The 15,995-nt window shown below is 56.3% G+C and carries 9 protein-coding genes; 5 read left to right on the top strand and 4 right to left on the bottom strand.

Annotation, left to right across the window (positions count from 1 at the left end):
• Window positions 1-20: 20 nt before the first annotated feature.
• The 4 genes from MELB17_RS26070 to MELB17_RS05075 all read right to left on the bottom strand — a co-directional run bounded on the left by MELB17_RS26070 (window position 21) and on the right by MELB17_RS05075 (window position 5,576).
• Entirely contained in the window at window positions 21-2,357 is a 2,337-nt protein-coding gene (locus MELB17_RS26070; RefSeq protein WP_264673212.1) for an EAL domain-containing protein, read from the bottom strand.
• On the bottom strand, window positions 2,297-3,346 hold the full coding sequence (locus MELB17_RS26300) for a GAF domain-containing protein (protein WP_007349072.1): 1,050 nt from the start codon (window positions 3,344-3,346) through the stop codon (window positions 2,297-2,299). The genes MELB17_RS26070 and MELB17_RS26300 overlap by 61 nt, the downstream gene beginning before the upstream one ends.
• A gap of 360 nt (window positions 3,347-3,706) precedes the next feature.
• Entirely contained in the window at window positions 3,707-4,240 is a 534-nt protein-coding gene (locus MELB17_RS05080; RefSeq protein WP_007349071.1) for a response regulator transcription factor, read from the bottom strand.
• Between the two features lie 22 nt (window positions 4,241-4,262).
• On the bottom strand, window positions 4,263-5,576 hold the full coding sequence (locus MELB17_RS05075; RefSeq protein WP_007349070.1) for a sensor histidine kinase: 1,314 nt from the start codon (window positions 5,574-5,576) through the stop codon (window positions 4,263-4,265).
• Between the two features lie 838 nt (window positions 5,577-6,414).
• Between MELB17_RS05075 and MELB17_RS05070 the strand changes: the two genes are divergently transcribed.
• Genes MELB17_RS05070 through MELB17_RS05050 form a run of 5 tightly spaced genes read left to right on the top strand, consistent with a single transcriptional unit; the run spans window position 6,415 to window position 15,995 of the window.
• Entirely contained in the window at window positions 6,415-7,506 is a 1,092-nt protein-coding gene (locus tag MELB17_RS05070; protein WP_007349068.1) for an efflux RND transporter periplasmic adaptor subunit, read from the top strand.
• Window positions 7,503-10,868 (top strand): efflux RND transporter permease subunit, encoded by a 3,366-nt coding sequence (locus MELB17_RS05065; RefSeq protein WP_007349067.1) that lies wholly within the window; start codon window positions 7,503-7,505, stop codon window positions 10,866-10,868. The genes MELB17_RS05070 and MELB17_RS05065 overlap by 4 nt, the downstream gene beginning before the upstream one ends.
• Before the next feature lie 17 nt (window positions 10,869-10,885).
• On the top strand, window positions 10,886-12,115 hold the full coding sequence (locus MELB17_RS05060) for an efflux RND transporter periplasmic adaptor subunit (RefSeq protein WP_007349066.1): 1,230 nt from the start codon (window positions 10,886-10,888) through the stop codon (window positions 12,113-12,115).
• Window positions 12,112-15,321 (top strand): efflux RND transporter permease subunit, encoded by a 3,210-nt coding sequence (locus MELB17_RS05055; RefSeq protein WP_007349065.1) that lies wholly within the window; start codon window positions 12,112-12,114, stop codon window positions 15,319-15,321. The genes MELB17_RS05060 and MELB17_RS05055 overlap by 4 nt, the downstream gene beginning before the upstream one ends.
• Window positions 15,318-15,995, top strand: coding sequence for an ABC transporter ATP-binding protein (locus tag MELB17_RS05050; RefSeq protein WP_036183713.1), 678 nt, complete (start codon window positions 15,318-15,320; stop codon window positions 15,993-15,995). Before MELB17_RS05055 ends, MELB17_RS05050 begins: the two co-directional genes overlap by 4 nt.

Below are 15,995 nucleotides of genomic sequence, written 5' to 3'. Positions count from 1 at the left end.
TTCACAAAGAAAACCTGTGCTCAGCTGCGCCTTTCTTGCGTTTCTATGAACAGGTCTTGAAGTGCACAGGGCTTTCCGAAGAGGTAACCTTGATACGCACCGCAGCCCAAATCTTGAAGCATTGCTCGCTGCGCTTCTGTTTCAACACCTTCGGCGATCACATTCAGATGCATTGCGATGGCAAGGGTGATTACCGCCTGTGCAATGGCTTGATCGTTGGGGCTATTAATAATATCCCTGACAAAGCTTTGGTCGATTTTCAGCTGGTGTAGTGGTAACTGCTTGAGATAAAACAAGGAGGAGTAACCTGTACCGAAATCATCAATGGAAAAGGTAACTCCGTGGCGCTGCAACTCCAACATCTTGACTTTAACGTTCTCGACGTCGCTCGCCAGAAGACTTTCGGTAATTTCCAGCTTGAGATTATGCGGTTTGGCGCCCGACGCGTTCAGCGCATTGAGCACCGTATGGACAATATCCTTCTTATTGAATTGCACAACACTGATATTGACGGCAATTGTCAAATTAGCCTTTGCTGGATCGGAGGCCCACTGGGCCAGTGTTTGGCATGCCTCACGTAAAACCCATTCCCCGATAGGCACAATAAGGCCGGTTTCCTCCGCCAACGGTATAAACTGTGCGGGAGAAATGAAGCCCTTGGTAGGATGAGCCCAGCGCAGAAGTGCTTCAACTCCGATCAACCCCTCGTGCTGGTCAATCTGTTTTTGGTAGTGGAGTTGAAACTGATTTTTCCGAAGAGCTTCATACAGGTCTTGCTGCATCGCTGCACGTAAACTAGCTACAACTTGCATTTGTGGATCAAAAAAATGCACGCTACTATGGTCGGCTGCTTTGGCTTTGTACAAAGCCATATCCGCTTGTTTGAGCAAGTCCTCAAGCGATGAATCGTTACTATTGAACGTGGTTACGCCAATACTTGCCGATCCGTTGTAAGGAGAGCCGTCTAAATCAAATTTTTGCGTCAACTGGACATTGATTTTTCCGGCTGCAGCTTCAACCTGAACGGCCGCTTCATTCCGATCGGAACTGAGTCCCTCGATCAGCACCACAAACTCATCACCGCCCAAACGCGAAACGGTATCCCCGTGCCGAACTGACTCAATAAGACGTGCTGCGACCTGACATAGCAACAGGTCGCCTTTGGTGCGACCTAAGCTATCGTTAAGATTCTTAAAATTATCCAGATCCAGAAAAAAAAGAGCAGCGTAACGGCTCTGCCTACCGCAATTAGCAATAACTTGCTGCAGCCGGTCTTTAAGCAAGCGGCGGTTAGGCAGCCGCGTCAACGGATCATAATACGCCAATTGACGTATCTCGTCTTCACGCTTTTTGCGCTGGGTGATATCCCTTACAATAACAACAAAGTCAATATCGCCCAACGGCGGCATTTGGGTCATTCCGATTTCGATGGGAAAAACGGTGCCATATTTATTTATCGCATCGAGCTCGTGATAACGTTGAATAGCATTTCCTGTATTCCTAGATATATAGTTTGATATATATTTATTGAGATAATCTCGGTTCGGTGTATTTATTAATACATTTACGTCTAGACCTATTGCCTCGTCGCGACCGTATTCAAAGATGCACTCGGCACCACGGTTGAATGTGCGAATTACTCCCTTGTTGCTAATAGTGACGACGCCGTCTTGCATGCTCTCAACAATCGCATGCATCTGTTTTGATTGTTCATTTGATTTGCGTTGCGCCGTTATTCGATCGTTGATGTCAAAATGGGTGCCTATTAACCATTCTGTTTTGCCATCCTCAGTACTGGACAATACTTGGCCACGAGTATTTATCCAAACCCACTCGCCATTCTTATGTTTCATTCGAATATCCGCTTCGTACGCGGGTACTTGCCCCATGGAGTGCTTTTCTAACTCTGAAATACAGTAGGCGAGATCTTCTGGATGAGTCAGGTTTTCCCAGGTTTTACGGTCAGTCGGCATTAACTCATGGAGTTTGTAACCCAGCAAGTGTGCCCATTTTTCGTTGATTGTAAGTTCGCCACTTTGCAGATTAAGCCGCCATGTGCCAATATTGTTAGCGTTAATCACCGACTTGAGCATTTCTTCATTGTAGCTAATTAAATCTGCATCACGTTTCTCTTTTGTAATGTCAGTCTCGATAGCAATGCAGCCTTTGAATTGTCCATTATTATCCCAGAGAGGATCACAAGCAATTCTGACCCAGTAAGGCGTGCCAGATTTTGTATAATTAATCACATCAACATTGAAACTTTTACGGCCGGCCGTGGCCTTTTGCATTGCCTCTACAGTGGCTGGGTCGGTGTCTTTTCCCTGTAGTAGGACGCCAGGCCGGCTCCCGACCATCTCCCGACCATCTCATCCGGACTGTAACCCGTAATTCCACTAAAGGCCTCGTTAGTCCATAAAATAAAGCCACTTTGGTCAGTTATAACCACACCGTTTGTGGTTTTTTTGGCCACATCTGAAAGGCGGCTAAGCTCGGCACTGATCAAGGTTTGCTCCGTCGTATTACGGATAACAACCAGCACTTCGTTCTGGTCAATCTCTACATGGCGCGCCTCAAATGACGTATTGTTCGCGAGGGTATAATTGTGTTGAATCACTTCTCTATAGCTGAATGCTTTTTGCACATTCATTGTTAGCTGCACACCTAGCTCACCAGGCAGAACTTCTTCAATGGTTCGCCCCAATACCTTGAGCCTCGGTTGTAGCAGGTCTGGATGTTCGTTGCACACCAGAAAACGAAAGTGGCGATCAATCACAAATACCATATCGGGCATGGTCGCGAGTATGGATGACGCTCTGATCGCACTGGCGGCCAATCTTCGCTGAGATTCATCAGCTTGATCGATACGAGCAATTTCGTGCTCAACCATATCCGCAAAGTCACGCAGCGCTTGTTTTTGCTCGTCAGAAAAATAATGAGGTGAAGGATCAATGAGGCACAACGTTCCGATCGGCAGACCACTTGGCTCGCGCACAGGCGCACCGGCGTAGAAACGAATGTGCGGAGCACTTGTTACCAATGGATTTTCAGAAAAACGTGCATCCTGCAGCGCATCCGTAACCGTAAGGATTCCGCGATCCAATATTGCGTGGCCGCAAAAAGAAATATCGCGACCCAGCTGGTTTTCCTCCAGACCTACTCTGGACTTAAACCATTGCCTGTCGCTGTCCACCAGAGACAGCAAGCAAGTCTCAACACCGAAGAAACGCGCGGCTAGGCGAGTAATGCGATCAAAACGTTCCTCCGGTGGCGTATCCAGGAGTCCTGTACTCCGAAGCGCGGACAAGCGCTCAACCTCATCAGCAGGATAGACAGGTGCGCCCACAATGCCTCCAAATGGTGTTCTGGTTCTTGAGAAAGAATCACTGGACTCACCAAAAAAGTGAGGTGGAGGTCGTGCTGTTTACATTTAGATCGTATTAGCAGAGAACTTATACGTACTCCCATGCATGACGGTTCTGAATCGGTAACTACGGTCTGTTCAGAGCCTGAAGCACAGGGATGAATTGCGAAAAAAGTGATGAGGGCGGTTGCCGCAACGACAATTCTGATGCGTGCTCCATAAATCGTCGACCAGCTTCTTTGATAACAGTGCGTGAGGGCTAGCACAAGCGGTTTGCCTGGAATGAGACTAATGGATGTTAAGCCGTCGTCGCGGCAAGGCGTGTAGAGAGAAAACCTGTGCTCAGTTGCGCCAATGGGAGTGCTTCTGCAACTTGCGCTGAAGTGTCCGGCGATGCATGTGCAACGCTCTTGCTGTGGCGGATATGTTGCCGCTGTGCTCGTCAAGAACGCGCTGTATGTGTTCGCGCTCCATTTCCTCCACCGAAGGCGGTTCCGACCGTACCTCCGGAGTTTTGTTCAAGAATTCAAAACCGGCGATTAGCTGGTTCACCGTTACCGGTTTGCACAGATAATTCACGGCGCCGCGGCGCATTGCCTCAACCGAGGTTGCAATGCTGCCGTAACCGGTCAACACAAGAACGGCCAGGCCCGGCTTGCAGCTCAGCAACTCAGGCAGCAACTGCAACCCACTTTCGCCAGCCAGGTTAAGGTCTAGAACGCAGTGACTGAAGTGGTGGTCGGCGAGCGCTGAGATTGCCTGTTGGGCCGTTTGTGCGGTTGTGGCTTTGATATTCTGGCGCGACAGTGAACGTTGCAGAACCTGTAAAAACGCTTCGTCGTCGTCAATCAATAACCACAGTGGCTGGTTGCTCATGACGGCTGACCCATCCGATTGCTCATAAAGAATACTCCGCGGTCGGCAACTCAATGATCATGGTGGTGCCGCGTCCATCGGTGCTGTTTGAGCGCGCCTTTAGCTTGCCACCAAGGCGGCCGATGGTGGCGTTCGACAAAAACAGCCCAACGCCCATGCCGGTTTCTGAATTTACGATGCAGGAGCCGGGTGAATCCAGCAGCGCCGATGCCAAGCCGTCACCCTGATCTTCCACAATGATTTCTATGCAGTTTGCGTCGGGGGCTTGTGCGCTGACAGCAACCCACTGCGGGCTGGCAGTAATGGCATTGGCCAGCAGGTTCAGCACGGCCTGGTCCAGAGTGGCATCTACTTGCACGTTACGCGGCGGAAACGGTCGTTGCCAGTGTATGTTCGCCTCTGGCCAGAGCAAGGTTGTGGATTCCTGCAGGCGTTGCAACCACTGCTCCAGGCTCAGGGTTTCCAGCTGCGACAGTTTGGCCTGCATGGCGGATGCAGATAGCTGTTGTAAATGCTGGCCGCAGAGCGCCAGCTGCGATGACATCAGTTCCAGGTCGGCACGGATGTCAGCATCGGGTGGCAGTGTTTTAAGCTCCTCTACCAGCAGTGTCAGCGTGTTCATTGGAGTACCCAGGCGGTGGGCAATAGCGGCGGACGACAGCCCCAGCGAAATAATCTGTTCATCCCGCAGGCGGGTTTCCCGGCTTTGGGATAGCCGCAGTTGCTGGCCTCGCAACTGGTGCGCCAGGGTGCCGACCGCTAGCACCAGAATAACCGCCGTCAGCACAAACGTGACCCACATGCCTATCAGGTGCAGCTGGGCCAGGTTTGCACCGTGGTTGTGGGCCATGCCAGAGACGGCGCCGGAACGAGTGGCAAAGATAGTGTCAGAAATAGCGTCTGAACTGATGGGCTGGTGCCACAGCATTAGCAGGGTGTATATCAGCACACTGCCTATCGTCAGGCCAATGGCGTGATTCAGGGGCACCAATACCAGGGCGATAGCCAGTGGCAACAACAGCAATGACACCAGTGGGTTGGTGTAGCCCCCGGTGTTATAAAGCCAGCAGCCTATCAACAACAGATCGAGCCCAAGCGTCATGGTGACTGGCAGTATGGATTGAGGCGGACGCCGGGTGAACCAAAGCCAGGCCAGAGTCGCCAGCACGCCATAGGCCAGGCACAGCAGCAGGGCCTCGGCTCGGTGGCTCAAGGTTATAAACGTATCGGTGACCGCAATGGCCAGTAACATGATGGTTACTATAGCCAGGCGCATACCCAGCAAATAGCGGGCGGCACCTTGAAAGCCGGTTTGGGAGAGTGTCAGCCATTCCATAGGGCGTTGGTTACCCGTTAGCGCGTGGAGTCAGTCTTGGCGGTAGCATACCAGAGCCTGGCTGAGCAGATCGCCTGCCAGTTTTCGCAGCGGTCTCATCGCAGCTCTTGTGGATTTTGATCATGATGCGGCCTTACCCGGGCCGTGCATCAAGCGGGCATCCTGGAAAATGGGTTCCGGTTTTCGTCCAGTCCTGCGTTCTGTGGGGGTGCCTCTTTTGAACTGCGGCAACGTGCCACAGGCGAGCTGGCGCGCAGATGGTTACCATTGGCCGTAAATTTTTAACGCGTGCTGGTGTGAAGGACGAAAAATGAGAAAAAATCACTGCCACGCTTGATTGTATGCTCACTGGGCGGTCTGACCCGGTTACGGCGTATTCAACCTGTTTGGTAGCCACCCATTAACCAGATACCTCACCTTTAACTGGGCGTTGGACAACCTGTTTGACAACACCTGGGCGCCCCACGTCAGCCGCAGTAACAGTGATCCGTTTAATCCCGAGGCAGTGCGTGTAAATGAGCCAGGCCGTGCTGTTCGGGCTGCGTTAACTGCACGCTGGTAGTGCATGAAATTGGGGGTTGTCCGCTTCAATAGCCGGTGGATGACCATTTTACCCCGTGCCGGTGCGAAACGCCGTGCACGGGGTTTTTTTATGGCGGGTTGTGTGCAGTTGGTGTTGGCGCCATGGGCTATGCTTTTGTCAGCCATGGCCGTAGTCATAGTTGTGCCGGCTTGCGGTGTTCTCGCAAGCCGTATTCTGATAACCTCCGGTTATTAGCTAATAACTTTTATAGTTCGGCGTTCGCGGTTGAACAAGCTGCGAAACAAGGAGTATTCGGTGGTGAACAATCAGCTGATCAGCCGCCCGTTGCGGGCTTATGTGGGCGCTGTCGTCGGCCTGCTCTTGTGGGGTTTTACATGCAGCGCGCAAGCGCAGTCAGTGCCTGGCGAGCTGGCCACGGCAGCGGTAGAAAGCCGCTCTCTGGCCGAAAACGTATTACTGGACGGCGTAATTGAAGCCGTGCAGCAAAGCACGGTATCGGCCCAGACCAGCGGCAAGGTGCTGCAACTGCCGTTCGATGTGGACGATTCCGTTCGCCCTGGCGATCTGATTGTGCAGCTGGAAGACAGCGAGCAGCGGGCTCGGGTTAGCCAGACGCAAGCTGCCGTTGACGAAGCCCGGGCCGCATTGTCGGATGCGAAACAGCGGTTTGCCCGTATCGAAAGCGTGCATAAACGAGGTTTGGTATCGGGCCAGGAGTTTGATCAGGCCCGCAATAATCTGGCCGGCGCCCAGGCCCGCGCCGAGCGTGCCGATGCGGGTATGGTTGAGGCCCGCGAACAGCTCAGTTACACCCGTATTGAAGCCCCTTACGGTGGTATTTTGACCGAACGTCATGTAGAAGTTGGTGAGTCGGTTAGCCCCGGTCAGGCCCTGCTCAGCGGTCTGTCACTGGAACAGTTGCGGGTGGTGGTGGATTTGCCTCAACGCTACGCCGCCAGCGCCCGCGCCGAGCGTCAGGCCACTGTTACTCTGGCTGATGGCCGGGTGCTGAAAACTGGCGAAATGACCTTCTACCCCTACGCCAATGCAAAAACCCACACCTTTCGCTTACGCATGGCTCTCACCGAACCCAATGGCTCGCTGTTTCCGGGGATGCTGGTAAAAGTGGAGGTGCCGGTAAGCCGTTCGGAAACACTTTTGGTGCCGGCCAGCAGTCTGGTGCAGCACAGTGAGCTGCGCGCTGTGTATGTGATAGACAGTGACGGCAAGCCGCGCCTGCGTCAGGTTCGCACGGGTAAAATAGCCGATAACCAGATCGAAATTCTGGCGGGCGTCAGCGCTGGCGAGCAAGTAGTGCTCAATGCCACCGAATTGCTGGGTAGCGCCCTCCTTTCAATCCCGTCGGCGCCGGAGCAAGCGCTGTGAGCCAGTCGCTGCCACCAACGTCACCTTCGGACTCTCCCTCGCAGCCTTCTCCCGCTGCGCGATCAACCCCTTCAGAAGTTGGCCCTTCTGGCGCCATTGCGCGGTTGTTTCAGGACAATCACCTGACCCCGCTGATTATGCTGTTGTCCGTCATTCTGGGTGTTCTGGCGGTGGTGGTTACACCCAAAGAAGAAGAGCCGCAAATTGATGTCACCATGGCCGATATCATGGTGTCTTTTCCTGGCGCCAGCGCCCGCGAAGTGGAAAGCGCCATTGCCACCCCGGCCGAACAGGTAATGAGTGAAATTGTCGGCGTTGAGCATGTGTATTCGGTATCGCGCCAGGGCCAGGCGGTGATTACCGTGCAGTTCAAAGTGGGCATACCGCGCCAGGAGGCGCTGGTGCGGCTTTACAATCAGGTGTATTCCAATCAGGACTGGCTACCCGCCAACCTGGGTGCCAGCCAGCCCTTGGTCAAACCCAAAGGCATTGACGACGTGCCGATAATGACGCTCACCCTGTACGACCCACAACACGGTCACAGCGGCGAAGAACTCACTCGCCTTGCGCACATGTTAGAAGTGGCCTTGAAGCGGGTGCCCGGCACCCGCGATGTCTACACCGTGGGCGGTATACCCGACCGGGTGGATATTCGTTTTGACCCGGCTTTGCTGGCCGGTTTTGGCTTGACCGTTGACGATCTGCAACAGGCCCTGCTGGCCGCGAACAGCAGTTCCCAGGAAGTCCGAATCACCCGTAACAATTTATCGATCCCTATTCAGGTCGGTACGCTGCTAACCCAGGTAGATGAAGTGCGCCGCCTGGTTGTGGGTATGGATCAGGGCGCGGCGGTTTATCTGGAGGATGTCGCCAGCGTTAGCCGCGGTAATACGATAGCTGATCAAAGCGTGATGACGGGCTTTGGTCCGGCTCATCAGGGTTCCTTTCAGAAGAGTAATCAGCAGAATAATAACAACCCGGCGTTCATAGGCCAGCCCGGGCAAGTCTTCCCGGCGGTCACCCTGGCCATCGCCAAAAAGCCCGGTGAAAACGCGGTAGACATCACCCGCGCCATTGAGCAGCGCATAGAGCAATTACGCAACCGCGCCCTGCCGGCGGATGTGCAGGTGCTGGTAACCCGGGATTACGGCGAAACCGCCTCGCAAAAAGCCCGCAAGCTGATTTCCGATCTGATATCCGCCACCCTGTGCGTGGTGCTGCTAGTACTGGTCGCCATGGGCTGGCGCCAAGCGCTGATTGTGGGTGTCGCGGTATTGATTACCTTGCTGCTAACCTTGGTGTTTTCCTGGGCCTGGGGTTTTACCCTGAACCGGGTATCGCTGTTTGCGCTGATTTTCTCCATCGGGATTCTGGTGGACGATGGCATAGTGATTACCGAAAACATCAACCGTCGTATTCAGAACTCGCGTCGCCCAATCAGAGAGATAATCCCGCTGGCGGTGGACGAAGTGGGTACGCCCACCATTATGGCCAGCCTGACGATTATGGCGGCCTTGCTGCCTATGGCGTTTGTTAGCGGCTTGATGGGGCCTTACATGAGCCCGATTCCCATTAACGCCTCGGCCGGTATGGTGCTGTCGCAGATTGTGGCCTTTATAGTGGCGCCCTGGCTGGCCCTGCGCCTGCTGCGTCACAAAAAAGGCGAACTGGCGCAGCCGGAAAACGAATCTGATAGCTCCTCTGACAGTTCTTTTGAAGGCTCTTCCGAAAGCTCGGCCGAAGGCGTGAACTCCCGCATGCTGGGTCTGTTCAGCCGCGTACTGGTGCCGTTTTTAGGAGACCACCGCCTGCGCCGAGGCCTGCTGGCATCGGTGGTTATCCTGCTGACTCTGGGTGCGACGGCACTGCCGGTGTTCCAGGCGGTGATTCTGAAAATGCTGCCGTTTGACGACAAATCCGAACTGCAGGTGGTCGTGGATATGCCCGAAGACACGCCCGTTGAGGTGACAGCGCGAGTGTTGATGGAAATGGGCCACTATCTCGAAACGGTAAAAGACGTCGACAACTGGCAGACCTACGCCGGCACGGCAGCGCCGATCAACTTTAACGGTCTGATTCGCCAGTATTATCTGCGTTCTGAGCCGTATCATGGGGATATTCAGGTCAACTTCAGCGGCAGCGACCGGCGTGATCAGCCATCCCACATTATTGCCCAGTCGCTGCGCCAGCCGTTGACCGCCATTGGCGAGCGTTACGGCGCCAGTGTGAAAATTGTAGAAGTGCCGCCGGGTCCGCCGGTACTGTCGCCGCTGGTGGCAGAGATTTACTCGGTAGATCCGCAGCAGCGGGCAGCATTGGCGCGCTCTGTGGCCGCCGGTATGCAGGATGTGACCGGCCTGGTAGACATCGACACCACGCTTGAAGCACCTATCCGCCAGTGGGAAGTGGTAGTTGATCGTGACCGCGCTGCCCGCCTGGGTGTGTCGCAGCAGCAGGTAGTAATAGCGCTGCAAACTGCTCTGGGCGGCAGCGGTGTGAGTTATTTGCACGACGATCACGCCAAATATCCGGTGCCCATCCGGGTGATTCTGTCAGACGCCAACAAAGCCCGTCCCCCGGCTTTGCTGTCGCTGAATCTGCGCAGCCGCGACGGCGGGCTGGTGCCGTTGGCCAGCATTGCGGACATCCGTGAGGCAGACTGGCAGGGTGCGATTTATCACAAGAACTTGTTGCCGGTTACCTACGTGACCGCGGACATGGCAGGCGCTATTGATTCACCGCTCTACGGTATGTTTGCCATGGTCGACCAGCTGGAGCAACGAGCAGACGCGCCCGAGCAGTTTTTCATTCGCCAGCCGGACTTACCCGAAGCCGGCGCCCTGAAATGGGACGGCGAGTGGCAGATTACCTACGAGACTTTCCGCGATATGGGCATGGCCTACAGCGTGGGTATTTTTATGATTTTTGTGCTGCTGGTGGCGCAGTTCCGTTCCTATCTGCTGCCACTGGTGATCATGGCGCCCATACCTCTGACGCTGATGGGCATTATGCCGGGCCACGCTCTTTTGGGGCGGGAATTCACCGCCACCAGCATGATTGGAATGATCGCGCTTGCCGGCATTATCGTACGTAACTCCATACTGCTGGTAGTGTTTATTCGCCAGCTGCTGGACGAAGGCATGAGTTTGGAAGACGCTGTAGTCCAGGCCGGTGCGGTGCGGATCAAGCCGATTGCGCTGACCGCAGTGTCGGCGATGGTCGGCGCCTACTTTATATTGAATGATCCGATCTTTAATGGCCTGGCTATATCACTGGTATTTGGCCTTGCTGTGTCTACCCTTCTGACCGTGATTGTGGTGCCTTTGTCGTATTATGCGATGGCGCGGCGGCGGTGGATTTGAACAGGAAATTTTCCCCGATGATAAAACGATTTTTGCCCTGGCTTGTTCTGCTGCTGGCCATTGTTGTGTTTATGGTGCTACGAATGACCCGCCCAGAGCTGGTTCAGGCCGAAGCCCAGGAACGCGCCTGGTTGGTGGCAGTGCAAAGCGCTGAATTAATTGACGCTACGCCGTTGCTGCCTTTGTACGGCCAGGTAGTTGCCCCGCAACAGCTGACCGTAACAGCGGCGTTGCCCGGGCAGATCGCCCAGCGCCCGGTGTCTGAAGGCCAGGCGGTTGCCGCAGGCACTCTGCTGGTGGCCCTGGATGATGCCGATGTGGCGCCAGCCCTTGCCCAGGCGCAAGCCGAAGTGGCGGACCTGCAAGCGCAGATTGAGGCCGAACAGCTGCGCCACGGCAACGATCAGCGTGCACTGAAAAGCGAACAATCCATTCTGGCCAGCGCTCAACGTCAACTTGAACGCAACCAGTCGTTGCTCAAGCGCAACCTCACCTCTCGCGAAGCTCTGGATGCCGTTACCGACGCTTATGCCCGCGCTGAACTGACTGTCAGCACGCGCCAGCGCGCGCTGGGCGAGCATCCAGCGCGCCTGGCCAGCCTGCAGGCACGGTTGGCCAATGCCAAAGCCAATCTGCAAGGTATTGAGCGTGATGCCGGCAGGGCGCGGGTTATTGCTCCGTTTGACGGCGTGATTACCGATGTGCAGGTGGCCGCGGGTGACCGGGTTAGCAAAAACCAGGCGTTATTGAGCCTGTACCCGCGTCTGGGGCTGGAGTTGCGAGCGCGGGTGCCAGAAGTCTTTGTGGCCGAGCTGCAACAAGCGTTGAACCGCGGTGAAAAACTGCAGGCGATCACTGAAGACGGTCGCTACCGCTTCACTCTGCAACGCTTTGCAGGCACTGGCAGCGCCGCGGGCACCGAAGCGATACTGGTCGCTGATGGTTCAGCGGATGGCCTGCGTCCGGGCAGCTTGCTGCCAGTGACATTGCAGCGCCCGGCTCAGCAACAGGTGGTCAGTGTGCCTTTTAGCGCTCTTTACGGCGCCGATACGTTATACGTTGTGGGTGAAGACTTCCGGCTGCAACGGCTGCGGGTAGAACGGGTAGGTGAAGTCCGTGCCGGTGCCGATCGCAACCTCTTGGTACGCAGTGATAAGCTGCAGCCCGGCCTGCGTATTATTACCACCCACCTGCCCAATGCCATGAGCGGCCTAAAAGTGGACATCGCCGGAGTGCAGAGCGAGTGACCGACCAGCCCGCCACTGAAAAGCCTGAAATCAACGATTCCGGCTCCGGCTCCGGCACCTCACCACAGCGCCGCGGCGTGATCGGGTTTTTCGTGCATCACAAACTGGCGGCCAATCTGGTGATGCTGGTGATGCTGCTGGGCGGCGTGCTGGCACTGACTCGCATGAATGTGCAGTTTTTTCCTACCTTTGCTCTGGATGTGGTCAGCGTGCGCGTGGTGTGGAGCGGCGCCTCCGCGGAAGACATCGAGCAGGGTATTACCAACCCTCTGGAGCAGCGCTTACGCAGCGTACAGAGCCTGAAAAAGATGACGTCCACCTCGGCCCAGGGTGTGTCGTCCATTACACTGGAGTTTCAGGAGGGCAGCGACCCGATTCAGACGCTCGACGACACCCGCCAGCGGGTGGACGAATTCAATAACCTGCCGGCCGACGCCGAAGAACCGCGAGTCTCGCGAATTGAACGCTATGAGCCGGTGGCGCGCCTGCTGTTGTACGGCGATGTGGACGCCGATGAACTGCGCCATCTGACCTACCGTTTTGAAGACGAATTGCTACAACGCGGCATCGACAAAGTATCGATTCGCGGCCTGCCGGAACAGCAGATCAGCATCGATGTACCGGTGGAGCGACTGGAAACCCTGGGTCTGTCGCTGGAGCAGATTGCCGAGCGCGTGGCTGCCGTATCGCGGGATTTGCCCGCCGGCCTGCTGGGCCAGCAAGACGCCACCCGGGAATTGCGCGCGGTGGAGCAGGCCCGCAGCCCACAGCAGTTCGGCGAAATTCCGTTGCTCAGTGGTGATCGCATCCAGTTGCGCCTGGGGGATATTGCCAGTATCCGCCAGGAATCCCGCGACAGCCCGCTCACGCTAACCCGCGATGATTTTCCCGCCGTCGAGCTGCAGCTGCGGCGGGCCGAGGACGGCGATTCCCTGGCAGCCGCTAAAGTGCTGAAAGACTGGCTGGCGGATACCCGCGCCACCTTGCCCCCGAATCTGCAACTGGAAGTGTACGACGAAACCTGGCAACTGCTGGATGATCGCATTTCGCTGCTGATAACCAATGGCCTGGGCGGTTTAGTGCTGGTCGTACTGTTGTTGTATCTGTTTCTGCCTGGGCGTGTTGCCTTGTGGGTGGCTGTCGGTATTCCCACAGCCTTTCTGGCGGCATTGGCTATTTTGTGGCTGGTGGGTGGCTCCATTAACATGATCTCGCTATTTGCGCTGATTATGGCGCTGGGTGTGATTGTGGACGACGCCATTGTGGTAGGCGAAGACGCCGATGCCCACGCCCGGCTGGGGCAGCCATCAATAGCTGCCGCTGAGGGTGCGGCAAAGCGCATGGTGTGGCCGGTTCTGGCGTCGTCACTGACCACGGTTGCGGCGTTTACGCCCCTGCTGATTGTGGGTGGGGTGATCGGTAATATTCTGGGCGACATTCCGCTGGTGATGATCTGTGTGCTCATCGCTTCGCTGCTGGAATGTTTTGTGGTGTTGCCGGCGCACTTGCGCCACGCCTTTGTGCCGAGCAAAGCCAAAGCTGTCAACAATAGCGCTGGGGCCAGGCTGGTGCTGGCGCCAGCGGTGGTTGTCAGGCGCCTGCGGTCTGGCTTTGAACAGGGCTTCGATCGATTCCGCGAAGGCCGCTTCCGGCGTTTCTCCCGCTACAGCCTGCACCATCGGGGGCTTACGCTTGCCGTTGCATTGGGCCTCGCTATTATGACCGTCGGGCTGCTCAGCGGAGGCCGTATTGGGTTCAACTTTTTCCCCACGCCCGAACCTTCGGTGCTCTATGCCAACGCCAGCTTTGTTGCCGGCACGGACAGCCGCCGGGTAGACCAGTTTATGGCCACCATGGCGAAAAGCTTGACCGCTAACGAGGAGGCCCTGGGTGGCAATCTGCTGTTACACGCGGTTACCACGCGCGGCGGTACCCTCGGCGCGGGTGGTAGTTCCCGCAATGGCGAAGAGCTGGGCTCGATGATGATCGAAATGATGCCGTCCGACGAGCGCAGCGTGCGCAACGCCGAATTTATCAGTGAACTGCGCGCGCGCCTGCCATTGCCGGCGGGGCTGGAGAATCTGAGCATTACTGAACGTGAAGCTGGCCCTCCTGGCAGCGACATTAACGTGCGCCTGACCGGCCCGGATGCGACCAATCTGAAGCGTGCCGCTGAAGAAGTGGTGCAGGCACTGGCCGTGTTACCGGGGGTGCTGGACGCAGAAGACGATATGCCGTGGGGTCGCGAACAGCTGATCTATCAGGTCAGCCCCTGGGGAGGGGCCATGGGCCTCTCCACCACCGATCTGGGGCGCCAACTGAGAGCTGCTTTTGATGGTCGGGTTGCACAGATCTATCAGGACGGTCGCGATGAAATGGAAGTGCGGGTACAGCTGCCGAGATATCAGCGCGAGCGCCTTGCCACCCTGTCGCAAATCACCATTCGCGTGCCTGATGGTCGTTTTGTGCCGCTTACTCAGGTGGTGATGCTGGATCACCGGCAGGGCTTTGAGGCCCTGCGCCACGCCGATGGCTTGCTGGCGATAGAAGTGTCAGCGTCGCTGAACACAGACGTCAGCACCACCAGCGATGTTATTGCAAGCCTGGAAGCCGAAGCGCTGCCTGCCATCGTCAGCCGCTATAACGTGCGTTACAGCTTCGAAGGCCGCTCCGCTGACCAGCGTGAAACCATCGACGATATGAAAACCGGCCTGATCATTGGCTTGGCGCTGATGTATGTGGTGCTGGCCTGGGTGTTTGCGTCCTGGAGCCTGCCGTTGATCGTGATGGCGATTATTCCTTTTGCTCTGGTGGGCGCCATTCTGGGCCACTGGCTGATGGGGATGCAGTTAACGGTGCTGTCGCTGTTTGGGCTATTTGGCTTGTCCGGCATTGTGGTGAACAACGCCATCATACTGGTGTCGTTTTACAATCAGCAGCGGGAAGCGGGGCTGGAAGTTGACGCAGCCCTGAACGAAGCCGTGGTGCAGCGGGTGCGTGCGGTATTGCTGACGTCGCTGACCACTATTGGTGGGCTGTTGCCACTGCTGTTTGAGACCTCTTTGCAGGCCCAGTTCCTGATTCCCATGGCCACCTCCATTGCCTTTGGTTTGGGCCTGTCGACCTTGTTGGTGCTACTGGTGATTCCGGCGTTGCTGTCTTACCTTGAGCAACTGAGGGCCTGGTGGGCCAGGGAACCAGCGTGACTGAACCCTTATTGAAAGTACGCGGCCTGGGTAAGCACTTTGCCAGCGCCGGGCAAACGGTAAACGTGCTGTCTGGGCTTGAGCTGACTTTGGCGCCGGGCGAATCCCTGGCGCTGATGGGCCGCTCCGGCTCTGGCAAAAGCACCCTGTTGAACATTCTGTGCGGCTTGGAGCAGCCCGACGCCGGCTTTGTGAGCATTGCGGGTGAACACTTTGCGGCAGATTCGAGCGCAAGCGGGCCAAACCAGCAACGCTGGGCCATGCTGCGGCGCCAGCGTATTGGTGTGGTGTTTCAAGAAGCTAACTTGATGCCGGCGTTGTCGTTGCTGGACAATGTGCGTCTGCGGGCCAGGCTTGCAGGGCAAAGCGACCAGCATTGCGGTGACTGGCTAAAGCGCCTGGGGATTGGCGAACTGACGCAGCGCTACCCGGATCAGGTATCCGGTGGCCAGCGCCAGCGCGCGGCTTTGGCCATGGTGTTTGCCATGCGCCCGTCACTGATACTGGCAGACGAGCCTACCGGCAGCCTGGACGTCCGCACCGCACTTGAGGTGGCCGATGAGCTGTTTCACCAGCAAGCCGCCAGTGGTTGTGCGTTGATACTGGCCACCCACGATTCGGCATTGGCTGCCCGCTGTGGCCAGCGTCTGGACCTCGCTCAAATGGGGGCTTAG

Origin of the sequence: Marinobacter sp. ELB17 (genome assembly GCF_000169375.1) — a bacterium.
GTDB lineage: Bacteria > Pseudomonadota > Gammaproteobacteria > Pseudomonadales > Oleiphilaceae > Marinobacter.
This window is presented reverse-complemented; position numbering and strand designations above follow the sequence as displayed.

Bases quoted from the DNA above. Each gene is read 5' to 3' on its own strand.
- MELB17_RS05075 (WP_007349070.1), bottom strand. From the start codon at position 5,576: ATGGAATGGCTGACACTCTCCCAAACCGGCTTTCAAGGTGCCGCCCGC.
- MELB17_RS26070 (WP_264673212.1), bottom strand. From the start codon at position 2,357: ATGGTCGGGAGCCGGCCTGGCGTCCTACTACAGGGAAAAGACACCGAC.
- MELB17_RS05080 (WP_007349071.1), bottom strand. From the start codon at position 4,240: ATGAGCAACCAGCCACTGTGGTTATTGATTGACGACGACGAAGCGTTT.
- MELB17_RS05060 (WP_007349066.1), top strand. From the start codon at position 10,886: ATGATAAAACGATTTTTGCCCTGGCTTGTTCTGCTGCTGGCCATTGTT.